The sequence below is a fragment of the Neorhizobium sp. SHOUNA12A genome, assembly GCF_023006505.1.
Lineage (GTDB): Bacteria > Pseudomonadota > Alphaproteobacteria > Rhizobiales > Rhizobiaceae > Neorhizobium.
Window position 1 is genome coordinate 1 of the sequence record NZ_JALBGV010000040.1, and the last position, 15,698, is coordinate 15,698.

Below are 15,698 nucleotides of genomic sequence, written 5' to 3' on the forward strand. Positions count from 1 at the left end.
GTACCGCGAGTTTTTGACCTTCATCCATAACTTGGTGTCCACCTCTTTTAAGTGGACACCACATGCCAAAGCTCACTCAAATACAGAAGGTGCGGAGAAATTCGCGCTTACCGTAATTCGACAGCATACGCTAATCCGCTCGGAAAATTTAGGTTTGCGCGAGGGCCTGCGCCGGTCCGCCAGGATGCAGGCCCTCAACCCGACGCAAGACAAACAGGTTCAAAAAGAAGAGGGCTCGCCCGTTTTTCCCGTTCGAGCCCTCAACAGTCTCTTGGCGAGGGGGACTATCTCACAACTTCTAGCTTAGTGCATCACCCAAACGGAGTACACCTTTTGGCCTATGCGCGGCGGACGCTGGGGCATCAATTGCCGGCCCCCATTCTTATCAGCCTTTCGGGCGTTAATGGCTTCTCCGGAGCCTTTGCCTCAAAAATGATCTTGGCGGGTATCATCAGCAATGCGGCGAAAAACGTGACGAACGTATGCATGTGATCCTCCCTATGCGGGTGCCTCACGGCCCGATGTGGCGAGCATGTGCTCGGCACCAGAAACCAAGGCGGGCGAAGGCTGTTCCAGCGTCGGAAAACCAAAATCGATTAGAGTGGGCCATCTACGCCTAAAGGATGCGTTCCTCCAACCTCAAAGAACATCGCCCATGAAACTCGTAGCCGACTGGCGTCGGGTGCTCAAGCGCCCGTGGTCGATCCGGGCGATGATCCCCGCCGGCATCCTGTCCGGCTTAGAAGTGATCTTCTCGCTCCCTAGGTCGCCGACCGCCTCGACTATCCGCAACGGCTTGGTGGGCAGGCGCCGGTGTCCTCACTCCCTGGGTCGAGCTCGACTAAAATTCACTCTGGGATTTAAGAAAGATTGATCTGGGTTGAACAGTGGCTGCTACTGAATGGCTGAGACCAAGCCCAAGGTCAAAGCGTAGAGCGGGACAATCCAGAGCAGAGTGGCAAAAAAGCCGGAGAACCAAAACCGCCTCGGTATATCATCGTCCGCCAGTCGCCGTATTGGCCGTCGCGGTTTCCGCGCCTCGGACATCCTCCAGAGCAGGCCGGTGAAAAACAGCCAGCTTGCAATCCCGGCAATCAATGTCGCGGTGCAGAACATCACGATGCCCAAACCGATTGCCAGTGATACGAGAAGCCCGCTGAATTCGTCGTAGTTTAGGAACGCGATGACCGCGGTGGCGATCGCCAGGCTGACCACCAATAGGGGCCAGTGGCCCCGAACGTTGATGATGGCCTCTCTAGCTTCAGATGGCACGGCGCGCATTGCAGCCGAAATGTTAGCGTTCAACTCATCCTCCCGATGGCATCATCTTTCCGCCGTTGGCGGAGCGCCACATTTCCAATCACCATGAGTGGCAAAAGGTTCCGGATGATGAAGATCGCTTGAGAAGTCCGAAGCTTTAGAACGCACTCCACCCGCCATGGCGTCATGAGTAGGGATCGGCTTTCGTTTCGGCGGCGGGGATGTTCATCATTCGTTTCGGCAGCGCAGAATTCCCCAGACGAAGGAAAATCAGCGAGATACGCAAATCAGCCTGCATTCCATCATCGTTTAATATCCCCATCGACCAACGCCCCTTTATTCTCAATGGAGTGTGTTGCTCGGGGATAATTGGAAGATGACAAAGACGGAATGGGTAATGTTGGTGGTAGTGGCAATCCCGGTTTTACCGCCCCTGTTGAAGGAGGCCCGGCTTTGGTGGGAAACCTTGCGGAAGCATCGGCGAAGCGATCGCCGATGGATCGCCCGGCCGCCTGGCTAGTCTGCAGGCGAACTTGATCGCCCCTCGATTTCGTGAGCACTTTCCATCCGCGCAATTCATGGCGGACCTAGTGGATTGATCGAGACAAAGGAGTCCGGTCTGGGATTCCTTTCGGCATGCGGTGTGCGACGATACCGCATGCGTACAGGGATCATATTTGAAGTCTCGTCCGCCGACCGGGATCGGCTTGAGGCGATTATTTCCGCGGGAAGTTCGCCGCAGAAGCATGTCTGGCGGGCCAAGATCATTTTGATGAGCGGCGATGATCTCGGGACCGTCGCGATCATGGCGGCGACTGGTAAATCCAAGACCTGCGTTTGGCGCTGGCAGGAGCGCTTCATGGCCGAAGGGGTGGATGGTCTTTTGCGCGACAAGAGCCGGCCGCCCGGCATAGCGCCACTCGATACCGAGTTGGTCGATCGAGTGGTGACGCTGACGCTGGAAACGCCGAAACAGGAAGCCACCCACTGGACCGTTCGTGCGATGGCAAAAGCCGTTGGGATCGCAGCGTCTTCGGTCGTCAAAATCTGGCACGAGCATGGTCTTGCGCCGCACCGCTGGCGCAGCTTTAAACTATCGAATGACAAGGCTTTCGCCGAGAAACTGCATGACGTCGTCGGGCTATACATCTCGCCACCAGCCCATGCCATCGTCCTATCCGTCGATGAGAAGAGCCAGATCCAAGCGCTTGATCGGACACAGCAGGCCCTGCCCATCAAGAAAGGCCGCGGTGGCACGATGACCCATGACTATAAGTGCCATGGCACCACCACCCTGTTTGCTGCTCTTAACGTTCTCGATGGTTCGGTGATCGGCCGCAACATGCAGCGCCACCGGCATCAGGAGTTCATTCGATTCCTCAATGCTATCGAGGCTGAACTGCCGAAGGACAAGGCCGTTCATGTCATTCTCGACAACTATGCTGCCCACAAGCAACCGAAGGTCCGTGAGAGCTGGCTCGGAAAAATCGGACAGCTGGTATAAGTGGAATTCTTGCCTGACTTTGGCTTAGATGCCGGAAACAGGAGATACCATGACGAGACGACCGCGCCGGAACCATAGCCCGGTTTTCAAGGCGAAGGTGGCGCTTGCCGCCATCAGGGGCGAGCAGACGCTGGTGGAGTTGTCCCAGCAGTTCGACGTGCACGTCAACCAAATCAAGCAATGGAAAGACCAGCTGCTTGAGGGAGCGACAGACGTTTTTGGCGACGATGCCAAATCGGAACCGGCGGCACCCACCGTCGATGTCAAAACTCTCCATGCCAAGATCGGAGAACTGACGCTGGAGAATGATTTTTTATCCGGTGCGCTCGGCAAAGCCGGGCTGCTGAGCGGAAAGAAATGATCAACCGCGCACATAAGCTGTCGGTTGTCCGTCAGGCGAAACTTCTCGGCCTCAGTCGAAGCAGCGTTTATTATTCGCCCCGTCCTGTGTCTGACGGCGATCTGGCCCTGATGCGGCGGATCGACGAGCTACATCTCGACTATCCCTTTGCCGGAAGCCGGATGTTGCATGGGCTTTTGAAGGCAGAAGGGCTTGTGACAGGGCGTCTTCATGTCGCGACGCTGATGAGGAAGATGGGTATAGAGGCGATCTACCGCCGCCCGAACACCTCGAAACCGGCGCCAGGACACAAGATCTATCCGTATCTGCTGCGCAAGTTGGCGGTCACCAGGCCCAACCAGGCGTGGGCAATGGATTTGACCTACGTCCCGATGGCGCGGGGATTTGTCTATCTCTGCGCTGTCGTCGACTGGTTCAGTCGCCGGGTTCTGTCGTGGCGGTTGTCGATCACGATGGAGACGGCCTTTTGTATTGAAGCGGTCGAAGAGGCGCTTGCTCGGTATGGAAAGCCTGACATCTTCAATACCGATCAGGGATCGCAGTTTACTTCTACCGACTTCACGACGGTGCTGAAGAAGGCCGAAATCGCCATCTCGATGGACGGCAGGGGTGCATGGCGGGACAATGTCTTCGTCGAGCGGCTCTGGCGGACTATCAAGTATGAGGAGATCTATCTTAATGCCTATGAGAATGTCCCGCAGGCACGGGCGGGGATTGGTTGTTACATTAACTTTTACAACCAACGACGCCCGCATTCATCGCTTGACCGGCAGACACCGGATCAGGCTTACTTCAACGCGCTGACGCCGATGCTGGCTGCGGCGTAACCAAGGCGGAAATCCACTTAACAAACGCCGGGTACTGTTCAGACAAACCGAGCCAGCTCAGTGCCTGGTTATCACGGCATCCACGATGGACCTTCCACTTCGTCCCGACTTCTTGCTCATGGCTCAACGCTGTCGGGGGCTTCTTTGCGAAACTGACCCGACGACGGCTCAAGCACGGTGTCTTTCATTCCGTCGTCGACCTGCAGGTTGCCATCAAACGCTTCATCAAAGAACACAATAAGGAACCAAAGCCATTCGTCTGGAAAGCCGACCTCAATGAGATCGTTGCGGCCGAGCCATCAAATGGAGGTCGCGGCCAACTCGCCCACAAGCTTGTAGTCCAGAAGGGCCCAAGCACACATTGTGGGACGTTGAATGTTGGACCGGAAACCTTGGCAAAAGCCGATATTGCTCAAGGGCGGAAGCGGTGCGCTTAAGTTGATCTCAACGGCCGGAGAGGCCATGGAGGCAATCGCTCCCTTCGCAGCCGCGGAGACCCGGCTTTCATTTCGGCAAGAGACGCAGTTGTCGACGCCTTGCGAGGGGTCACAATGGAGGACCACGTCCGAAGAGGTTTTATTACTGCGATCAAGGAACTTGGCCTAGACGTCATCAGCGGATAACCAGACAAAGCAATCTCACCAACATCGCTCCAGTGGTGTGAGCGCAGACAGCCATCGGAGCAATTCAGGTTGTTTTTATGGAAAAGGTTGCAGAGGTTGTAACTTTGTTAAATGCCATCTGCGAGCTTGGAAAGAGAAATTTTTCGAGGCAATGCAATGCTTCCAGTGATGGTTGAACGAACGATTGATGGCGTCATCTTCCGCATGTCGGTGCGCACCCCAATGCTCGGGTATCCGATTGTCAGGTATCAGGCTCGCCGGTGCATCCAAGGGCGGGACCGGTGGGTAACAATTCCTGCGACCAATTCAGCACTCTTGGCGATTATACGCGATGCGTTTTCCGCTTGAAACCAGCGCCTAAATTTTAGTCTTTTGGGGAAGTAAGCGAGGATCTGCGGCAATCCGGACGATGGCGCCCACTTATCGCACGCCAGACTGACGGACTCGCATGACCCAGTCGTCAAAATCAAGCCAATCTTTCCGCTTTGTGCCCGATGCCCTCATGAGTGCCTGCTTCCTGTGAGCCAGCTCTTCGGCGTTCGCAGATGTGGGCCAAGTGCCAAGAGCCTGCTGGATAAGGTATGCGGTTCGGATGCTCATCCCTTCCGGCGGCGGAGTTGAGACAATGTAGTAGGCGTGATTTTGCAGGACGAATTTGATCCTCGTCGTTGGCAAGCCTAGTTCCTGTGAAATCGACGGGATGGTCCTCCCATCAGCACGCATCTTCACGATGAGGTTGTCTCGCTCGACCTTGTCCATGGCTGGAATATAAGCGAGTCGCGAAAGGGTATAAAGCGCAGGTGCCCGGGATTGGTGGCGCCGGCCCACCCAGGAAAGAGTGTCGCGAGAGCGTGTTCGTGGGCCGAACATTTTTGAGGGGAAATTTGCCCTCGCGACATTCAGTGAATGCCCGATGCTCCACTCGGTTCCGTGAGCAGTCCTACCGCGCTGATTGCAGAAGCGGGCGGCACGGGACCCTAGATCGTTTGGCGGTCGCGACGGAGATCCTTGGAACTGCCGAGAGCGCAGCTGGCGCTGGCGCCTTCGCTTTTGACGTCGATACTCCTTTCGGAGAAATTGATCACCTCGGCGCTGAAGTCCTAAGCTTCGAGAATAGGCCGAGCAAAGAAGAGCTCCGGCTGCGAAAGCCCGCGGTTCCGGGGATTGACGCGGGCTTTCCACTTCCTGCCGCCCGGTAATGAGGCCCCCGCATTACGGCTTTTACCCCCACAACATGCAAGGCCCGCTCCGGCCACAGGAAGTAATCGACAAATCGGCAGAATCAGCCGAAGAGTCGATCAATGACAGGGGGACGGCGCATGAAGCGACAGGAACCGGTAATTCAACCCAAGCTTACTCCGCTGGAAGGGGCCTTGCGGCTAGTTTTGCTTATCATGATGATCTGCGCGCTACCCGCCACCTTGTTTGCCACGATGGGTGCTGCATTCGCAGAGCATCAATCGCTGCACGGGATATTCTGCCACCAAGTCAATCATGTTGGTCTCACCGGAGAGCTGCTGGCAGTTTCCGGCTGGGAAACATGGTAGCAATCAGGGTGGCAAAGAAAGCATGCAATTTCAGTCGGCCACGATACCTACACGCTTGCGATCGACAACAATGGCGTCGAGCAGCGAAGTCTTGTCGTTCAAGACCGCAAGCAGCCCGTCGGTATCAGGCCAGGCCAAAGTGAAGCGATATATGGCCATCGCCCCCAATGGCTCTAGATCCGGATCATGCCGCCGAAGTTCTTCACGCTCCGCCACGGCTTCGCGTTGGCAGTCCTCTAGAGAAGCCTCGAAGCCCAAAGAGTCGTCACTGCCCGGTACGATCTGATACCCATATACAACCAATTCCATACCGTCTCCCTCGGAGAATCACCCTCATAGGTATAGCCCTCTACGGTGACGGTGGAACTCCCAAAATCGGGGGGCGACGAGGATATCGGCTTAGGGGACGGAACGTTCGTCATCAGTCGCAGTTCGGGCAACAGACGCAGCGGCCCTTCCCATCCATCAGCACTTCACCGAGTCCCGCTGCGTTCCAGACTACTCCATGCATATCCTTGAACTCGGCCCGCTTCGGCGGGCCTTTTTGGGTGCGGTCATTCCAGCTTCCGTTTCAGCGCCTTCAGCAGCGCGTCCACCTCGGCGTTGGCGCCGGCCGCCAGCACCAGGTTATCCGCCACATCAATAATCGCCGCCAGCACCTCGGTCTCGTCCCATCCGGCTTTCACCGCGGCCTCGATGATCTCCTGCAGCGGGATCTCGATCGCCATCTGGCAGAACAGGTGGCGGTTCTGGTCGCCGGTAGGGACGGCTGGTGAAGGAATGTCGCACATAGAGAGGAAGTAGAGACCTGAAGTGGAGCGGCAAGCCAAAGGCATTCTGGCAATCTGCAGGTTGCCAAGAAGCCCGACGCAGGCCTCGTGTGATCACTACGTCGGGCCTGCGGGCTGCTCCAATTGGAGGTCACCGAAGCCGCGCCGCGCGCTTCGTTTCGCGCCTCTCGCTGCTGCACGCAAGGAAATTCCACTCGGGAAGCCGTGGCGACACCAGTTGGCTATCATACCAGAAGGTGTTGTTCGGTGTGCCCATCTCGGCCCGATATCGCAAAATTTACGCATAAGCAGCGGAAAAGGTCTTCTCAAAGCACCTTTTCCATGAGGATTCCGCCAGCGCCGGGTCCCAGATCTGACCAGCCGCAAGCGAGGTAGAAGCGCAAGGCAGTTCTGGTGCTGACCAACCTGCCGAGTGATATGCCGGCGTTGCGGAGTGTGTCCTCCATCGCGGCCAATAGCGCCTTGCTCACCCCCTGGAAACGATGCTCGGGGGCTACGTAGTTGAGGACGATGCTATCGTCCGTGACGGCCCCCACGGCAGCGATCTCGCCGTCGACTTCTGCGATCCAGAGCGTTTGATGCGGATTGTCCATCATTTGTCCGACGCCTGCTTCGGTCTTGTTTTTCGTCCACTGGCTTAGGCGGCCCAAATCGTTGCCATGATCGTCAGTACAAAGGAAGGTGATCGAGGCGGTCAACACGCGGCTCATCGCCGGAATGTCTGTTGTCTTTGCTTGGCGAACGTTCACCATCTTCTTTTCCCAGATCCATCGGCCGTTTGTCAGCCGTAACTAAAGGAATCCGCCGCCATCACGGCTGGGGAATAGACCCGTCCGGCATACGCTGACCGCGCGCTTTCATTTCGGCCTTGGTTTTCCGAAACTCGATGCAGGCCTCGAATTTGGGGTTTGTCTTGCAATAGGCCTCCAACCGCTGGACGTTTGCTGCCATCATGCCGGGGACGTATTGTTGGAAATCCTGCATGCGTCGCCTGGTTTCCGCAGTCACCGCCATTTGGGTCATGCCGGTTGGATCCAGTCCTCCGAAGGTATTAGCGGCCGCGATAGCCGGCGCCATGTCGCTTGCACGCTGTGCCGATTTCAGCGCTTTGGCCATTTCGGCATCTGTCAACGGCCTGGCCGTCATCACCCCATCTTTGGTGGTGCCATTATAGCCGATCGGCGTGACGGGCGGTGCGCTCTGGCATCCGGCGAGCAAAGAGGCAAAAAACGGTAAGAGGAAGAGTATGTTTCGAGACAAGGGGTTCACTCATTTCAAAGTTGGACGTCATCAGTTCGCTCTGGTCCGGATTGCCTGGGCGCGCGAGGGACCGCGCCGACATCCCACCAGTCTGCTCAAGCCTGAGCGCGCGTAATCGAGATTCCACGCATTTGGTAAGGTTCCAGGAGACCGGCCGGGCAGCTCTTCTCCACGATCAGCCCGTCAATTTGATCGAGACCGATGATGTCGTACGCGGAGACCGCGCCGAGCTTCTCTTTGGACGCGAGGACAATCGTTTCCGCCGACTGGCGACTAATTGCCCGTTTGATCGCCGCCTCTTCTCTGTCGCCCGTCGTCAATCCATGGTCAGGATGGATGCCGGTTACGCCCATAAAGAAGATGTCGGCGCGGATGTGAGAAATACTCTCGCTCGCCACGGCCCCCACTGCCACGTTGGAGTGCTTGTAGATGCGGCCGCCGACGAGCTCGACTTCGATTCCTGGGTGGTCGGAAAGTGCGACCGCTATATCGGGGCTGTGCGTGACAACGGTCGCATGCAGTTGCGTGGGAAGAGCGCGGGCCACTGCAACAGTGCTTGTCCCGCCATCGAGAAATATAATCTGGCCATTCCTGACCATCGCCGCAGCCGCCTTCGCGATGGCCGTCTTATCCTCGACGGAAATGTTCCTTCGGCTTGGAAGGTCGGCGAGCGCTTTGGATGCCGGTAGCGCTCCACCATGAACACGTTGAAGCAGACCTTCCGCGGCAAGCTCGCGAAGATCGCGACGGATCGTATCCTCCGAGAGGCCCAGCGTCAGGCTGAACTCTTTCGCGACCACGCGGCCCGTGGTTCCAAGGGTATCAAGGATAAGGGCTTTTCTCTCACTCGTCAGCATCATGGCCTCACACTGTTTTGCCGCTTATTGCACGTTTGTAACATTCGTGCAATATCGTGCGATTATGTGCACCGGAGGCGAACATGACGATATCTGATCGAGTGAAGGTTGAAGAGGTAACCACGCTCTCCAGCGACTGGTACATTCTGAAGAAGACGACGTTCAGTTTCCTGCGGGGAGACGGTACCTGGCAGAGGCAGAGTCGGGAGACCTATGATCGCGGCAACGGTGCGACGATCCTTCTCTACGACCTTGAGCGGAGCAGGGTGCTTCTGACCCGGCAATTTCGATATCCAGCCTACGTCAATGGCCATGACGATCTTCTGACGGAGGCACCGGCGGGTCTTTTGGACAATGCCAGTCCGGAGGAACGGATCAAGGCGGAAGTCGAGGAGGAAACCGGATATCGGGTCAGCGACGTGCGCCAGATTTTCGATGCCTTCATGAGCCCTGGCTCCGTGACCGAGAGGCTGCACTTTTTCATTGGCGCCTATTCAGCCGCGGACCAGATCTCCAGCGGTGGCGGGAACGTGGACGAAGGCGAGGACATTGAGCGCCTCGAACCAACGATAGATGAGGCGCTCGAGATGATCGGGGATGGACGCATCCGGGACGGCAAGACGATCATGCTTCTCCAATATGCCGCCCTTCATGTGTTCAAATGAACGGCTCATGTGAGCGTATCAGACACTGGATGGCAGCTGTTTCCAAGCACTCCCATCGCCATCATGTGCGGTGGTCGAGCGACAGTCGCTTGAGCGCCTGCATTATGCGTTCAGCTCGTCTGCTGCTGCAATCACCTCGGAGACAATCTCATGAACGTCTTCCGGTTTTGTGCGATGATTGACGAAGCAGGCACGCAGCGCGAACTCGCCGTTGATCGAAGCGTTGGATAGGTACACACGGCCCCTTGCGATCACGCGGCGTAGAATGGCTTCGTTGTCCTTGGCGTGATGGCGAAAACAGACGGCGCTGAGTGGCACCGGCGCAAGCAGTTCCAACTGTGGATGCGCGTGAATGGCTTGCGCAAGCATCTGCGCATGCCCAAGGTCCCGACCAATGGCCTCACGATAGGCCCGGCGTCCGTGATATTGCAGAGACATCCAGAGTTTGAGGGCGCGAAAACGACGGGATAGCTCGATCGATTCTTCGAAGAAGGCGAAGGCCTCGTCGGGATCCTGGTTGAGGATCCTGATATAGTCCGCTGTATGGGAGAAGGTATTCCGGGCTGCATCGCGGTCGCGATAAAGGAGGCAGCTGCAGTCGATGGGCTGGTAGAGCCACTTATGTGCATCAAGGGAAATCGAGTCGGCCAGGTTCAGCCCGACGAACTTTTCCGGAACCGCCAGTGCCGCCAGCACGCCGAATGCGCCATCGACGTGGAGCCAGAGACCTTCAGCCTCGGCGATGCCGGCGATTTCGACAAGGGGATCGATCGCCCCGGTGGTCACCGTGCCGACGCTGGCCACGATCGCCATAGGGAATTTTCCCGCCTTTCGGTCGTTGGCGATAGCGGACTTGAGCGCGTCGGTCTGCAGGCGGAATTCCGCGTCGACCGGGATGAGGCGAAGGTTTTTGCGTCCGAGGCCCAGCAACGCCATGGCTTTTGGGATCGACATGTGCACCTGCTCGGACGCATAGACCACGCCATGCCGCGCGCCGTCCTCGTTTGCGGGGAGGATATGCTCCCGGGCGATTGCCAACCCCATGAGGTTGGCGATCGATCCGCCCCCACAAAGGCTTCCCGAGAAGCCTTGGCACCCAACCGCCTCAGCAAGCCAACCGATGACGGCGCGCTCGATGCTTACTGCAGCTGGAGCGGAGCGCCAGGACGTGCTGTTCTGATTGAACACCGAAGCGAGAAAGTCGCCGATTGCGCCAACCGGTTCGCCCGAACCTGCGACATAACCGAAGAAGCGGCCGGTGCAGGGGCGGACGTGTTCTGCAATAGCCTTGACGTCGGCCAGAACTTGCCCGCCGCGACCTTCATCCGGCCATGGACGATCGAAGAGGCGCGCGGTCTCTGTGCCGCTAGTCGACGGATACGATGGCCGTTCCTCCAGCGAAGCCCAGTATTCGGCGGCGAGCTTCGTCGCTTCCTTCATGAGGTCAGCCAATTCCAGATCGGAAGTCTGGAGTGCACGCATGCCATCATCCCATAGCTCAGGAGCGCAGCCTATTCCTATCCACATGCCGCAACAAGGCGAGGCTGTGATGACAGGCGCCGACAAGGTCTTTGCGGGCACCATTCGCGCGCGCTATCAGCAGCCTATGGTGCCGATGATCTTCAGGTCAACGCGTTGGCGCTGCCTTTTGAGAACGGCAGCTTTGATATCGTCGTCTGCCAGTTCGGTGTCATGTTCTTCCCCGATAAGCTGCAGGCTACCGAGAGGTAAGGCGAGTTCTGAAGCCTGGCGGTGTTTACCAGTTTGCGGTCTGGGACCAGATTTCGGCCAATACGTTCGTAGCCGTTGCCACGGCAGTGCTCGCCGAGCGCTATCCAGAAGGCCCGCCGTGCTTCATGGAGCGCGCGCCGCATGGCTATCGTGATACAAATGCGACCATCGTGGCGCAACGTGAAGTAGGTTTCAACTGCGATTGCCGTAACTGTGACCAAGGTGGCTCGAGCGACAACTGCAGCCAGCGCAGCGATTGGGTACTGCCAGGGGCAGTCCACTGGCCGGCGAAATCTTGACGCGTGAAGCGGCGGGCTGCAGGCAGTGACCGAGGCGGTTGAAACGGCGCTCGCCGCTCATTCGGGCGGGAATCGATCGAGGGCGAAATCAGTGCCCAAATTATACCGCCACGAAATAACGGCGGTCGGGAGAAGGGCGCTTGTGGAGGTAAAGGCCTCGGTGCGACACCGGCTCCGGCATTTCGCCGCCAGACCAGCTTGTCCAGGAAATCACCCGGAATAGGTAGCACCCCGAGAGTGCATTTCAGCTACCGGTGGAGACCATGATAGGCTATCTTCCGGAAGCATCCCGTCAATCGCTTCGAGACGAGCAATACCTTCTTCATTGTGATCTAGGCGGCAATCAAGATGAGCGACACATCGGATTCCGAAAAAAGTACATCTGCCGGGCATAAGCTCAGCGGCTCCGGACATCTCGACGCCCACTATTTGGCGCTCAAGGAAGAGTACGAAGCGACGCTTCGTTCTGCCGGCCTCGTCGCCGGCTGGTCTGTGCTTGATGCAGGTGCGGGCAATGGGGTCTTTTTGCCCTCAATGGCTGAGTTGCTCGGCGCCGAGGGACATATCCAGGCTCTCGATCTGGCACCGGAGAATGTCGCGGCGATCGAAACTCGTATTGCAAGCGAGCACTTTGCTTGCCCGATAATGGCGCGAACCGGTGATATGACCGCGCTCCCGTATGAAACGGGAACATTCGATGCGGTTTGGAGCGCGAACGCCACTCAATACCTTGGCGATGAGCAGCTCTCCAAAGCACTCGAGGAGTTCCGTCGCGTCGTGAAGCGGGGCGGGCTGGTTGCAGTGAAGGAGGTCGATATCTCTGTGTGGCAGTACCAGCCGCAGGATCCCAAGCTGGTGTGGCGTTTGCTCGACGCATTGTCTGACGATGTGCAGATTTCCGGCGCCATGCGGGGTACTCGCGTCTCGGCTTGGTTTAGAACCGTCGGCCTTGAAAATGTCTCTGCGATTACAACGTTGGCGGAGCGCCGTCAGCCGCTCAGGTCGGTGGAGCGTCAGTACATCCGCAACAATCTCGAATTCCTGTCCGGTCTCGCCCAAACGTGCAACCTGTCTGACGCGGATCACCGCCAGTGGAGAGTGATCGGCGAGGAGCCAGAGCGCCTGATTTCTGACCCTGACTTCTGCTATCGGGAAATGTGGGTGCTCACTTTGGGCACTGTGCCGAAACGCTGAGCCAACTTTCGCAGTGGTGGCAAGCGCCAAGTCCTGGCCAACGTCGGCCACGATCATGCCCGGGACATAGGTTGAGTCAACGGCACCACGCCAAGTCTGGATAATCGTCATGCGCCGCCGGGCGGCCTCTCTCCGCAAGCGTCGGCAGGCAGTTACGCGGCACTCTTGTCGCCGCAGGCCTGTCTAGATGTTTAGTCCCGGCATTTGATGGAGCGGATTGAGGGTGAAGCGTTCGGGCTGTGAAGTCCATGCTTTGCAAATGAACTCGTAAGGCGTGAGGCCGTTGAGGGTCTTAAGCCTGCGGCCAAAATTGTAAGCGGCGACGAAGTCGGCGAGGTGCTGACGAAGTTGATTGTGGCTTTCATAGTAGAAGCGCCTGACGGTGGCATCCTTGATGGTTCGGTTCATCCTCTCGACTTGACCGTTGGTCCACGGATGCTTCGGCTTGGTCGTGCGGTGCTCGATATCGTTGGTGGCGCAGGTGTATTCGAAGGCATGGGCCCAGAAGCGCTCGCCATTGGCGATCGCTTCTTTGATCAGCGGCACAGCCGACCCTCCAGCGCCGGGCGTGGTAAACTGGATCCCGTTGTCGGTGAGCACGGTGTGGATCTTGTAGGGGACGGCTTCAATCAGGCGTAGGAGGAATTCGCGCGAGATGGCGGTGGTGGCCTTCTCGTGCAATTCAACGAAGGCGAACTTCGATGTGCGGTCGATGGCGACGAACATGTGCAGCTTGCCCTGTTCGGTGCGCACCTCGGCGATGTCGATGTGGAAGTAGCCGATCGGGTAGCTCTTGAACTTCTTCACCGCCGGCCTGTCGCCTTCAACATCCGGCAGACGGCCGATGCCGTGGCGCTGCAGGCAGCGGTGCAGCGAAGACCGTGTCAGATGCGGGATTGTCGGCTGCAGCGCGTAGAGGCAGTCATCGAGTGGCAGCAGGGTATAACGTCGGAAAGCGACGATGACCGCTTCTTCCTCGACCGAGAGAACTGTCGATCTCGGTTCCTTCGGGCCGGTCGGAAGGTCCGTGACTGAGGTCCGCTTCCGCCACTTGGCAACGGTCTTCTGATTGATCCCGTAACGCTTCGAAAGCGTCCTCAGGCTCTCTTGACTATGCTGTATCGCTCGACGGACTGCCTCTGTCGTCGTGGCGCTCCCATGAAGAACCTGGCCCATAGCGCATCCTTTGATTCGCAAGACAAGAATGCCCCATCAAAGCCTGGGATCAAACATCTAGGATCATCGGTGTCATCTACGACTGCACCCTGGAGTCCCGCCCGCTGGGAAACCGCTCTCTCGGAAACCTCGGCCGTCATGGATGCCTCATCCGCGATCCTGGCGCTCGACGACCTGCGCCGGCATCGGGTCATCATCCACAAGAATGGCGGCCGAACGCCCGGCGGTTTCAAGGACTTTTTCGCCGGCGTGATTTCTTCTGGGCCTTCCGTAATCCAGTTCCGTCCGCAGACCAATCTGGTCGTGCTTGTTGCACGGCCACAGCTCAGGAAACGGCTTGCTCCGGGTCCGACTCGATTACCGGCCCAGTTGCCCCTACGGTTATGCCGCCACCGATTTTTCAATGGCGGGGCGACACCAAGGGGCTTTATTTCTTCAAGCGGGCAGCTAAAGTTCCCGCCGGAGAGCGGCCTCTCCGCTCAAGTCTTTTGACCAACTCCTGGGGTTAAGACGCCGATGGTAGACAGACACGATAGCAGCGATGCCGAGGCAGCTGATTATCGCTCCAAGCAATCTGAAGCCGACGCAGAAGCAATAAAACCGGCACACGATGCAGCGGCCTTCCTGGCTGCCATCATCGAGTCGTCTGAGGATGCCATCGTCAGCAAATCCCTTCAGGGGATCATCACCACCTGGAACAAGGGTGCAGAGCGGCTTTTCGGCTACAACGCCGTCGAAGCCCTCGGAAAGCCGATTACCATTCTCATACCCGAGGATCGGCTTGACGAAGAGCCTGCGATCCTGGCGCGCATCCATGCCGGGGAGCGCGTCGATCATTTCGAAACGATCAGGCGTCGTAAGGATGGCACGTTGCTCGACATTTCGCTGACGATCTCGCCAATCCGCAATAGCGACGGGAAAATTATCGGAGCCTCGAAGATCGCCCGTGACATTTCGGAGCGGAAGCGCGCAGCCGAACGCCAGGATCTTCTCCTTCGGGAGATGCATCATCGGGTCAAGAACCTTTTTGCCATCACCGGCAGCATCATCACGCTGGCGGCGCGCACGGCCCAGACGCCGAGCGAACTCGCCTCCTCAATGAAAATCCGTCTTGTCGCGCTCTCGCAGGCACATGAGATGACATTGCCGAGCTTTACAGGCGACGAAGCATTCAAAGAGCGTTCCACGACCCTGTTCCAGCTTTTGTCCAGCCTGCTTTCACCGTACGATGAGGGTGAGGGAGGGCGGTGGCACCTTCATGGTGAAGATGCACCGATCAGCGCCGAGAGGGTGACAAGCCTCGCACTGCTCTTTCATGAATATGCCACCAACGCGGTGAAATACGGATCGCTATCCGATGCGGAGGGGCGATTGGACGTGACGCTCGACGCAGGCGAGGAAAGGTTCGAGATCTCGTGGCTCGAATCCAGTGGACGACCTTCGAGCAACGCGGAACCGAAAGATGCAGGGTTCGGCACGAGGCTGGAACAGATGATCATCCGCACCCTCGATGCAGACGTTTCCAGAGATTGGCAGCCCGACGGCCTTCTGATCAAACTTTCAGTGCCCCGTGCCGCTTTTGCTGCGCCAGCTCCGGCTTAGG

At 57.8% G+C, this 15,698-nt stretch carries 17 protein-coding genes and 2 pseudogenes; 10 read left to right on the forward strand and 9 right to left on the reverse strand.

Features of this window, described 5'->3' with window-relative positions; all coding sequences use genetic code 11:
• Window positions 1-307: hypothetical protein (locus tag MOV63_RS18155; protein WP_247035443.1), on the forward strand; the 307-nt coding region annotated here is incomplete at its 5' end.
• A gap of 55 nt (window positions 308-362) precedes the next feature.
• On the opposite strand, the gene MOV63_RS32625 is transcribed toward MOV63_RS18155, so the two are convergent.
• Entirely contained in the window at window positions 363-488 is a 126-nt protein-coding gene (locus tag MOV63_RS32625) for a hypothetical protein (RefSeq protein WP_258719234.1), read from the reverse strand.
• Between the two features lie 406 nt (window positions 489-894).
• Window positions 895-1,305 carry a hypothetical protein gene (locus MOV63_RS18160; protein WP_247035445.1) on the reverse strand — a complete coding sequence of 137 codons (411 nt, stop codon included), beginning with the start codon at window positions 1,303-1,305 and terminating at the stop codon, window positions 895-897.
• Window positions 1,306-1,918: 613 nt separating this feature from the next.
• On the opposite strand from MOV63_RS18160, the pseudogene MOV63_RS18165 reads away from it, so the two are divergent.
• The 4 genes and pseudogenes from MOV63_RS18165 to MOV63_RS18180 form a co-directional block, all read left to right on the forward strand.
• Window positions 1,919-2,746, forward strand: a pseudogene (locus tag MOV63_RS18165) (IS630 family transposase); the annotation flags it as partial.
• Between the two features lie 67 nt (window positions 2,747-2,813).
• A protein-coding gene (locus MOV63_RS18170; protein ID WP_247035447.1) for an IS3 family transposase occupies window positions 2,814-3,952 on the forward strand; the annotation gives its coding sequence in 2 pieces (ribosomal slippage) (window positions 2,814-3,072 and window positions 3,072-3,952; 1,140 coding nt in all).
• Window positions 3,953-4,011: 59 nt separating this feature from the next.
• Window positions 4,012-4,245: pseudogene (locus tag MOV63_RS18175) on the forward strand (IS630 family transposase); the annotation flags it as partial.
• A gap of 1,649 nt (window positions 4,246-5,894) precedes the next feature.
• A complete protein-coding gene (locus tag MOV63_RS18180; protein WP_247035449.1) occupies window positions 5,895-6,122 on the forward strand; it encodes a hypothetical protein in 228 nt (75 codons plus the stop codon).
• Window positions 6,123-6,152: 30 nt separating this feature from the next.
• Here the strand turns inward: MOV63_RS18180 and MOV63_RS18185 are convergent, their stop codons facing one another.
• From MOV63_RS18185 to MOV63_RS18205, 5 genes are all read right to left on the reverse strand, one after another.
• The gene (locus MOV63_RS18185) at window positions 6,153-6,431 is read right to left on the reverse strand and encodes a hypothetical protein (protein WP_247035451.1); all 279 of its coding nucleotides are present in this window, start codon (window positions 6,429-6,431) and stop codon (window positions 6,153-6,155) included.
• 245 nt (window positions 6,432-6,676) lie between these two features.
• The gene (locus MOV63_RS18190) at window positions 6,677-6,850 is read right to left on the reverse strand and encodes a hypothetical protein (protein ID WP_247035452.1); all 174 of its coding nucleotides are present in this window, start codon (window positions 6,848-6,850) and stop codon (window positions 6,677-6,679) included.
• A 368-nt stretch (window positions 6,851-7,218) separates the two neighbouring features.
• A complete protein-coding gene (locus MOV63_RS18195) occupies window positions 7,219-7,665 on the reverse strand; it encodes a GNAT family N-acetyltransferase (protein WP_247035454.1) in 447 nt (148 codons plus the stop codon).
• A gap of 58 nt (window positions 7,666-7,723) precedes the next feature.
• On the reverse strand, window positions 7,724-8,059 hold the full coding sequence (locus tag MOV63_RS18200; protein WP_247035456.1) for a hypothetical protein: 336 nt from the start codon (window positions 8,057-8,059) through the stop codon (window positions 7,724-7,726).
• A gap of 209 nt (window positions 8,060-8,268) precedes the next feature.
• The gene (locus MOV63_RS18205; protein ID WP_247035520.1) at window positions 8,269-9,030 is read right to left on the reverse strand and encodes a DeoR/GlpR family DNA-binding transcription regulator; all 762 of its coding nucleotides are present in this window, start codon (window positions 9,028-9,030) and stop codon (window positions 8,269-8,271) included.
• Between the two features lie 83 nt (window positions 9,031-9,113).
• Between MOV63_RS18205 and MOV63_RS18210 the strand changes: the two genes are divergently transcribed.
• On the forward strand, window positions 9,114-9,695 hold the full coding sequence (locus tag MOV63_RS18210) for an NUDIX domain-containing protein (RefSeq protein ID WP_247035457.1): 582 nt from the start codon (window positions 9,114-9,116) through the stop codon (window positions 9,693-9,695).
• Window positions 9,696-9,797: 102 nt separating this feature from the next.
• Here the strand turns inward: MOV63_RS18210 and MOV63_RS18215 are convergent, their stop codons facing one another.
• The gene (locus tag MOV63_RS18215; protein ID WP_247035459.1) at window positions 9,798-11,279 is read right to left on the reverse strand and encodes a pyridoxal-dependent decarboxylase; all 1,482 of its coding nucleotides are present in this window, start codon (window positions 11,277-11,279) and stop codon (window positions 9,798-9,800) included.
• Between the two features lie 51 nt (window positions 11,280-11,330).
• Between MOV63_RS18215 and MOV63_RS18220 the strand changes: the two genes are divergently transcribed.
• Together MOV63_RS18220 and MOV63_RS18225 are read left to right on the forward strand one after the other, a co-directional pair.
• On the forward strand, window positions 11,331-11,426 hold the full coding sequence (locus tag MOV63_RS18220) for a class I SAM-dependent methyltransferase (protein WP_247035460.1): 96 nt from the start codon (window positions 11,331-11,333) through the stop codon (window positions 11,424-11,426).
• Window positions 11,427-12,073: 647 nt separating this feature from the next.
• Window positions 12,074-12,919: a class I SAM-dependent methyltransferase gene (locus MOV63_RS18225; protein ID WP_247035461.1), complete on the forward strand. Its 846-nt coding sequence runs from the start codon at window positions 12,074-12,076 to the stop codon at window positions 12,917-12,919.
• A gap of 183 nt (window positions 12,920-13,102) precedes the next feature.
• Here the strand turns inward: MOV63_RS18225 and MOV63_RS18230 are convergent, their stop codons facing one another.
• Window positions 13,103-14,095 carry an IS481 family transposase gene (locus MOV63_RS18230; RefSeq protein ID WP_247035462.1) on the reverse strand — a complete coding sequence of 331 codons (993 nt, stop codon included), beginning with the start codon at window positions 14,093-14,095 and terminating at the stop codon, window positions 13,103-13,105.
• Between the two features lie 138 nt (window positions 14,096-14,233).
• Here MOV63_RS18230 and MOV63_RS18235 point away from each other — a divergent pair, with 138 nt between their 5' ends.
• Both MOV63_RS18235 and MOV63_RS18240 read left to right on the forward strand, forming a co-directional pair.
• Window positions 14,234-14,587, forward strand: a complete 354-nt coding sequence (locus MOV63_RS18235) for a hypothetical protein (protein WP_247035463.1) — start codon at window positions 14,234-14,236, stop codon at window positions 14,585-14,587.
• A gap of 24 nt (window positions 14,588-14,611) precedes the next feature.
• A complete protein-coding gene (locus MOV63_RS18240; protein WP_247035464.1) occupies window positions 14,612-15,697 on the forward strand; it encodes a PAS domain S-box protein in 1,086 nt (361 codons plus the stop codon).
• Window position 15,698 lies beyond the last annotated feature (1 nt).